8 protein-coding genes are annotated in these 6,341 nt (G+C 63.0%); 2 read left to right on the forward strand and 6 right to left on the reverse strand.

Translation table 11 applies throughout. From position 1 onward, the window contains the following. Window positions 1-145: 145 nt before the first annotated feature. The 3 genes from ilvC to NKH06_RS31735 form a co-directional block, all read right to left on the reverse strand. Window positions 146-1,165, reverse strand: coding sequence for a ketol-acid reductoisomerase (gene ilvC, locus NKH06_RS31725; protein WP_352895094.1), 1,020 nt, complete (start codon window positions 1,163-1,165; stop codon window positions 146-148). Window positions 1,166-1,191: 26 nt separating this feature from the next. Beyond that, complete coding sequence (locus NKH06_RS31730; protein ID WP_352612397.1) at window positions 1,192-1,845, reverse strand: TetR/AcrR family transcriptional regulator; 654 nt, start codon at window positions 1,843-1,845, stop codon at window positions 1,192-1,194. A gap of 151 nt (window positions 1,846-1,996) precedes the next feature. Then, a complete protein-coding gene (locus tag NKH06_RS31735) occupies window positions 1,997-2,455 on the reverse strand; it encodes a MarR family winged helix-turn-helix transcriptional regulator (protein ID WP_352895096.1) in 459 nt (152 codons plus the stop codon). A 100-nt stretch (window positions 2,456-2,555) separates the two neighbouring features. Between NKH06_RS31735 and NKH06_RS31740 the strand changes: the two genes are divergently transcribed. Beyond that, window positions 2,556-3,302: a glutathione S-transferase family protein gene (locus tag NKH06_RS31740; RefSeq protein WP_352439805.1), complete on the forward strand. Its 747-nt coding sequence runs from the start codon at window positions 2,556-2,558 to the stop codon at window positions 3,300-3,302. Here NKH06_RS31740 and NKH06_RS31745 read toward each other — a convergent pair. Together NKH06_RS31745 and NKH06_RS31750 are read right to left on the reverse strand one after the other, a co-directional pair. Next, entirely contained in the window at window positions 3,250-4,512 is a 1,263-nt protein-coding gene (locus tag NKH06_RS31745) for an FAD-dependent oxidoreductase (protein ID WP_352439804.1), read from the reverse strand. The genes NKH06_RS31740 and NKH06_RS31745 overlap by 53 nt on opposite strands. 46 nt (window positions 4,513-4,558) lie before the next feature. Further along, complete coding sequence (locus NKH06_RS31750) at window positions 4,559-4,969, reverse strand: winged helix-turn-helix transcriptional regulator (RefSeq protein WP_352895098.1); 411 nt, start codon at window positions 4,967-4,969, stop codon at window positions 4,559-4,561. Between the two features lie 135 nt (window positions 4,970-5,104). Here NKH06_RS31750 and NKH06_RS31755 point away from each other — a divergent pair, with 135 nt between their 5' ends. Beyond that, window positions 5,105-5,998, forward strand: a complete 894-nt coding sequence (locus tag NKH06_RS31755) for an SDR family oxidoreductase (RefSeq protein ID WP_128304440.1) — start codon at window positions 5,105-5,107, stop codon at window positions 5,996-5,998. 62 nt (window positions 5,999-6,060) lie between these two features. On the opposite strand, the gene NKH06_RS31760 is transcribed toward NKH06_RS31755, so the two are convergent. After that, the coding region (locus NKH06_RS31760) for a KUP/HAK/KT family potassium transporter (protein WP_502895379.1) at window positions 6,061-6,341 on the reverse strand (281 nt) is incomplete at its 5' end.

Genomic DNA, 6,341 nt, shown 5'->3' on the forward strand with positions numbered 1-6,341 from the left:
GGGCGATCATGCCCCCGTGTCGTCAAAAAGCTACCAGCCAAATATCCTGTCAGAACACTGAAGGTGCCTAAGTGAACTGCATTAGCCACTTGGCGCCGTTTTTTGTTCATGGAAGCCGCTGTTTTCGAGCGCTTGTGGATTTCGCTCAGTTCTTGGCCTTGTCGACCAGCTTGTTCTTGGAAATCCAGGGCATCATCGCGCGCAGCTTGGCGCCGACTTCCTCGATCTGGTGGCTGTCATTGTTGCGGCGGATGCCTTTGAAGCGGGACATGCCGGCGCGATATTCCTGCATCCACTCCGAGGTGAATTTTCCCGTCTGGATGTCCTTCAGCACGCGCTTCATCTCGGCCTTGGTCTCGGCGGTGATGATGCGCGGACCCGAGACATATTCGCCCCATTCGGCGGTGTTCGAGATCGAGTAGTTCATGTTGGCGATGCCGCCTTCATAGATCAGGTCGACGATCAGCTTGACCTCGTGCAGGCACTCGAAATAGGCCATCTCAGGCGCGTAGCCGGCTTCCACCAGCGTCTCGAAACCGGCCCGGATCAACTCGACCAGACCGCCGCACAGCACGACCTGCTCGCCGAACAGGTCGGTCTCGCATTCCTCGCGGAAATTGGTCTCGATGATGCCCGAACGGCCGCCGCCGACGCCGCAGGCGTAGGACAGCGCCAGGTCGAGCGCATTGCCCGAGGCATCCTGGTTGACGGCGACCAGGCACGGCACGCCGCCGCCCTTCTGGTATTCGCCGCGCACCGTGTGGCCGGGGCCCTTCGGCGCGATCATGACGACGTCGACCGTCGACTTCGGCTCGATCAGGCCGAAATGCACGTTGAGGCCGTGTGCGAAGGCGATTGCGGCACCGTCGCAGATGTTCGGCGCGATCTCGTTTTTGTAGATGTCGGCCTGCAGTTCGTCCGGCGTTGCCATCATCATCAGGTCGGCCCATTTGGCGGCGTCCGCCACGCTCATCACCTTGAGCCCGTCGGCCTCGACCTTCTTGGCGGTCGCCGAGCCGGCCTTGAGGCCGATGGCGATCTCCTTGGCGCCGGAATCCTTGAGGTTGAGCGCATGCGCCCTGCCTTGGCTGCCATAGCCGATGATGGCGACCTTCTTGCCCTTGATCAGATTGAGATCGGCATCACGATCGTAATAGACGCGCATTTTGTCTTCCTTCCCGTTTTTACAAATCAGAGGGCCTTGCGGCCGGTTGTTGCTCCATGAAGAGCGAGAAACTGCTGCGTCGCGCGCGCGGCATCGCCGCCGATCGCCGCCTCAGTCAATTCCAGCCGGTCGCCAAGCAGCAGACGGATCTGCACGTCGCGGGCGACCAGCCCGAAAAAGGTGCGGAACGCCGTCTCGGCATCCGTGAAATCCAAAAGCCCGGTCCGTCGGCCGGCCTCAAGCACCGGCTTCAACCGTTTGGCCAATGCGAAGCGGCCGTTCTCAAGCACGACGGCGCCGAGATTGTCCTTACCCGAGCCCGCATGGCTGACCGCCACCCGGTTGAGGGCGATCGAGGTGTCGCTGGAGATCACCTTAAGCCAGTCCGAGGCAAAGCGTTCGAGGCTTGCGGTCAGCGAGGCAAGATCGAGCCCCTTGCCGTCAACCGGCGCCACCCGCACTTTCGAGGCCTGCCACTGCACCGTCGCCGTCAGCAGCCCGTCACGGTCGCCGAACCATTTGTAGAGCGTTTCCTTGGAGCAGCTAGCGCGGCGCGCCACGGCGGTCATGGTCAGATGATCGCCCTCCTCGACCAGCAGCCGCAACGCCGCGTCGAGGACGGCCTTCTGCCGTTCTGTCAGCGCTTCGCTGGTGTCCATATCGGGCAAGATGTGCAACACGCTCTTCTCTCGAAAGGCAGGCCACCGATCACTCGGCAATCCGTACCGTACGTTACGGTTCGGCATATTGCGCATTCCAAGGCCGCACGCAAGAGGACGAGAGCAAAATATCTGCAAGTGGATGAGCGTTGCCGCGCGCGACAAGCCTCGCCTAGTCGCCGGCCGGCGGTTGACGCAGCCGTCCAAGCAATGCCGAGACCATGGTCAGCTCATCCGCCGACAATTTGGCGCCTACCAGTTCCGCAATCGAGCGTCCGTAGACAGCCCACATCTGGCGGCGTGTCTCTCGCCCGCTGGCGGTGATGCGGATGGTCTGGCCACGGCCGTCATCGGCCACCGGCAGTTTCTCGATGAGCCCGTCTGCCTCGAGCCGGGCCAGCAGGCGCGAAATGTTGTATTGCGCAAACAGCGTGCGCTCGATCAACTGAAACGGCCGCAGCCCACCCTCACCCGCCTCGGCGAGCTCATGCAGCACATCGTACCAGGCAAGCGGCGGCAGTCCGACTGCCTTCAACGCCTCTTCGGCGCTTTCCATCAGTTGGCGCGAAACCCGCATCAGGCGGGCCCAGGCCTTGATGGCGGCTGGCGAAGGCGTGGCTTTCTCGGTCATGGCGTATCCCTAGACGATAGATGCAATTGCATCAAGCTTGACGGTCGACGCATGTGCATCTACATAGATGCAATTGCATTAACCCTGGAAAGCCCATCCGATGAAACACGAAACCTGCACACGCGCCGACAAGCTCATTCTCGTCAGCCATCACCTCTGCCCCTATGTGCAGCGCGCCGCGATTTCGCTGGCCGAAAAGGGCGTGCCGTTCGAGCGCATCGATATCGACCTCGCCAACAAGCCGGACTGGTTCAAGGCGATCTCGCCGCTCGGCAAGGTGCCGCTGCTGCGCGTGCAGCGAAATGGCGAGGAAACGGTGGTCTTCGAGTCAGCGGTCATCCTGGAATTCCTCGAAGAGACGCAGGCCAATCCCCTCCACCCTGTCGATCCCTATGCCCGCGCCCGTCATCGCGCCTGGATCGAGTTCGGTTCGGCAACCCTCAACGCCATCGGCCGGTTCTATTCAGCCTCGATCGAGGCTGGCTTCCTTGCCGAATCCAGCGCGCTGTCCGCCATGTTCGATCGCCTCGAAGCCGAGCTGGCGGACGAGCCCGGCGGACCCTGGTTCGCCAGCAACCACTTTTCGCTGGTCGACGCCGTTTACGGTCCGGTCTTCCGCTATCTCGATGTCTTCGACCACATCGGTGATTTCGGCATTCTGGACGGCAAACCGCTCGTCCGAGCCTGGCGCAAGGCGTTGAGTGAACGCCCGTCGATCAGGCAAGCCGTGGCGCCGGACTATCCGCAGCGCCTGCATGCTTTCCTGCAAGCGAAGGGATCGCACCTTTCAGGCCTCATCCGGCAAAACGATCCAGCCACCGCGCCTCGGTCAGCCCAATCCGCTTGAACGGATCGATCATCGTACCGGCCACCATCGAGGCGAGAAACTGCGGCGCCGGCGGGATTTTTGCCACCGTCGCCACCAGCCTGTCGCGGATGAAGGGCAGCGCCACCGAATCCGACTGGTAGAACGGCGTGAATGCCAGCGACAGCGCCTGGAAGATGCGGACATGCCAGCGCCGCGCCTTCGCATAGGCCTCCAGTGCTGCGTCGACACTCGTTGTCCGCACCAGCGCATGGCTGAGCGCCGCCGCGTCGAGCAGCGCCATGTTCGCCCCTTGCCCGAGTTGCGGACTGGTGGAATGCGCCGCGTCGCCGATGACGGCCAATCGCCTACCGGCCGGGAGCTTCATCGTGTGGTGGCCGTAGCGGGCCAGCGAGAGCTGGTCGAAACTGTCGATCTGGCTGGTGAACGCCTCGCTCTGTGGCCACAGCCGGACCACCCTTTCCTTCCAGGCGTTCAGGCCGCGGACGCGCACCTCATCGGCATCCGACGGCTTCAGGCTCCAGAAGAAGGCCGCCATCTTTTCAGCGCCCGGCTGCGGCCGGCCGACCGGCAGCACGCCGATCATCACGCTCGCTTTGTCGTAGCGTTGCAGCAGCGCATGCTCATCGAAACCGTCGCCGCGCCAACCAAGCGAGGCCCAGAACGCGCCATAGGTGAGTGCTCTTGGCTCGCCTGGAGCGCTCGCGCGGCGCAGTTTCGAGCGCGAACCGCTGGCGTCGATGACGAGGTCGAACGGCCCTGCCCTTCGTCGGTTGCCGCATATCAGCGTCGCCCGTTCGCCGGTCTCCAGAGCCTCGATCTCGACGCCGGTCTCGATGGCGATCGCCTCGCGCTGCGCGGCGCGGAAAAGCACGCCGAACAAGGCCGCCCGGTGCACCGCCAGCCCGAAGCGGCCACCGCGTTGCGCATCGTAGCGGACATCGAGCACCGTACGGCCCGTGGAAGCATCGGCGCCATGCAGGCGGTCGATACGGCTGCCCAGCGCGAGTATGTCGTCAAGCAGGCCAAGATCGGCCAGGACCGTCAGCCCTGTCGGCTGCAGAATCAGCCCGGAGCCGACCGGCTTCGGCTCATCGAAGCGCTCGAAGACCGTGACCCGATGCCCGGCACGCTTGAGATAGAGCGCCATGGCCAATCCCGCCGGCCCGGCGCCGGCAATTGCTATGTCGTAGGAAATGCCAATGCCCCCAAGCCGAACTGGCCGGGACAATCCTTCAGCCGCCCGACGAAATCAAGCCGCGGGTTTTAACTGCCGTTCAAGCCTGCATGGCATCAAAGCCGGAACGCGCGTCGCGCACCGCGTCATGATTGAGTTCGGCCCATAGGATCAGCTGATGCAAGGCGCCGAACATCGAATGCCCGAGATCGGTCAGGCTGTATTCGACGCTCGGCGGCTTGGTCGGGAACACTTCGCGATGCACATAGCCGTCACGCTGCAAATCATGGAGCGTCTGCGTCAGCATGCGCTGTGAGATATCGGGCACCAGCCGCCGCAATTCGCCAAACCGATAGGGCTTTTCGGCCAGCGCCATCATCAGCAGCGAGCTCCATTTGCCGCTCACCCCCTGGATGACATCGCGGACTGGACAATTTGCAAAATTGCCGCCGCCGGAGATCGCCTTGTAGACCTCCATCTTCGATCTCAGATTGACCATCTTGCTGTCCACCGCTGGTTCCCTGCGCCTGCCTACCTCCCGAAAAACTGCCTTCTTTACGGCCCAGGGTCAATTCCTATTTTAGTGCTGGTCTCTTTTTGAGACTGCCACTCGAGCCGCCTTAGCGGCGCAATGTCAGGATCTTCCATGACCGAAACCCTTCTCGTCACCGGCGCTTCCGGCCAGCTCGGCCGCGGCGTCATCAACCATCTGCTGGACACGTTCAAGGTTCCAGCGGCACGGATCATCGCCACCACCCGCAATCCGGAAAACCTCGCCGGCCTGGCGGCCCGAGGCGTCATCACAAGGGCGGCTGACTTCGACGACACACTATCGTTGGAGTCTGCGTTCAAGGGCGCCGACAGGGTGCTGATCATCTCGACCGGCGAGATCGACCTGCTTCACGGCAAGCGCCTGAGGCAACACGAGAACGCGGTTGCCGCCGGGAAGAAGGCCGGCGTTTCCCACCTTCTCTACACCTCGATGCCTAATCCAGAACCGGTTTCGCCGGTGCTGTTTGCCAATGATCACTACGGCACCGAGCAGGCGATCAAGGCGAGCGGCATCCCTTACACGATCTTCCGCAACGGCTGGTACCAGGAGAACCTGTTCATGGCCCTGCCGCAGGCCATTGCCTCGGGACACTGGTATACGTCCGCCGGCGACGGCCGCATGGCGCACGGTGCGCGCGACGACATGGCGGCAGCGATTGCCGCCGGCCTCGTTACCGTTTCGAACGAAAGCAAGACTTACACCTTGACCGGCCCGCAGGCCTACACCACCGCGGAGATTGCGGCCCTGGTAAGCGAGGTCACCGGCAAGCCGCTAGATGTCGTGCAGGTTCCGGATGAAGCCCTGACCGAGGGCGTGAAGGCGGCTGGCGTTCCCGAGGACTTTGCCCGCATCATCGTGTCGTTCGACGCCAACACGCGTTCCGGCCGCATCGCCATGGTGACGGACGCGGTCGAGACGCTTTCCGGCCGGAAGTCGAAGACGCTGAAGCAGTTCCTCGAGGCAAACAAGGCCGCGCTGGCCGGTTGAAGCGGAGTGACATGGACTGTGCCGTGAAGCACAGTCCATTCGCCGATCCGCCAGGACATGTCCTAGATCGCCACCTGCGTGCCGATCTCGACCACGCGCCCGGTCGGGATTTGGAAATACTCCGTCGCATCGGCCGCCGTGCGCGCCAGGCCGATGAACAGCCGATCCTGCCACACCGGCATGCCGGAATTGGGCGAGGCCTTGAGCGAACGCCGTGACAGGAAGAACGAGGTCGTCATGATGTCGAACTTCCAGCCCTGCTTGCGGCAGATCGCCAGCGCGCGCGGGATGTTCGGCTGCTCCATGTAGCCGAAGGTCAGCGTCACCCGCATGAACAGCTCGT

The organism is Mesorhizobium sp. M1342 (genome assembly GCF_040317955.1).
Lineage (GTDB): Bacteria > Pseudomonadota > Alphaproteobacteria > Rhizobiales > Rhizobiaceae > Mesorhizobium.

Bases quoted from the DNA above. Each gene is read 5' to 3' on its own strand.
- NKH06_RS31735 (WP_352895096.1), bottom strand. From the start codon at position 2,455: ATGACCGAGAAAGCCACGCCTTCGCCAGCCGCCATCAAGGCCTGGGCC.
- ilvC (WP_352895094.1), bottom strand. From the start codon at position 1,165: ATGCGCGTCTATTACGATCGTGATGCCGATCTCAATCTGATCAAGGGC.
- NKH06_RS31755 (WP_128304440.1), top strand. From the start codon at position 5,105: ATGACCGAAACCCTTCTCGTCACCGGCGCTTCCGGCCAGCTCGGCCGC.
- NKH06_RS31740 (WP_352439805.1), top strand. From the start codon at position 2,556: ATGAAACACGAAACCTGCACACGCGCCGACAAGCTCATTCTCGTCAGC.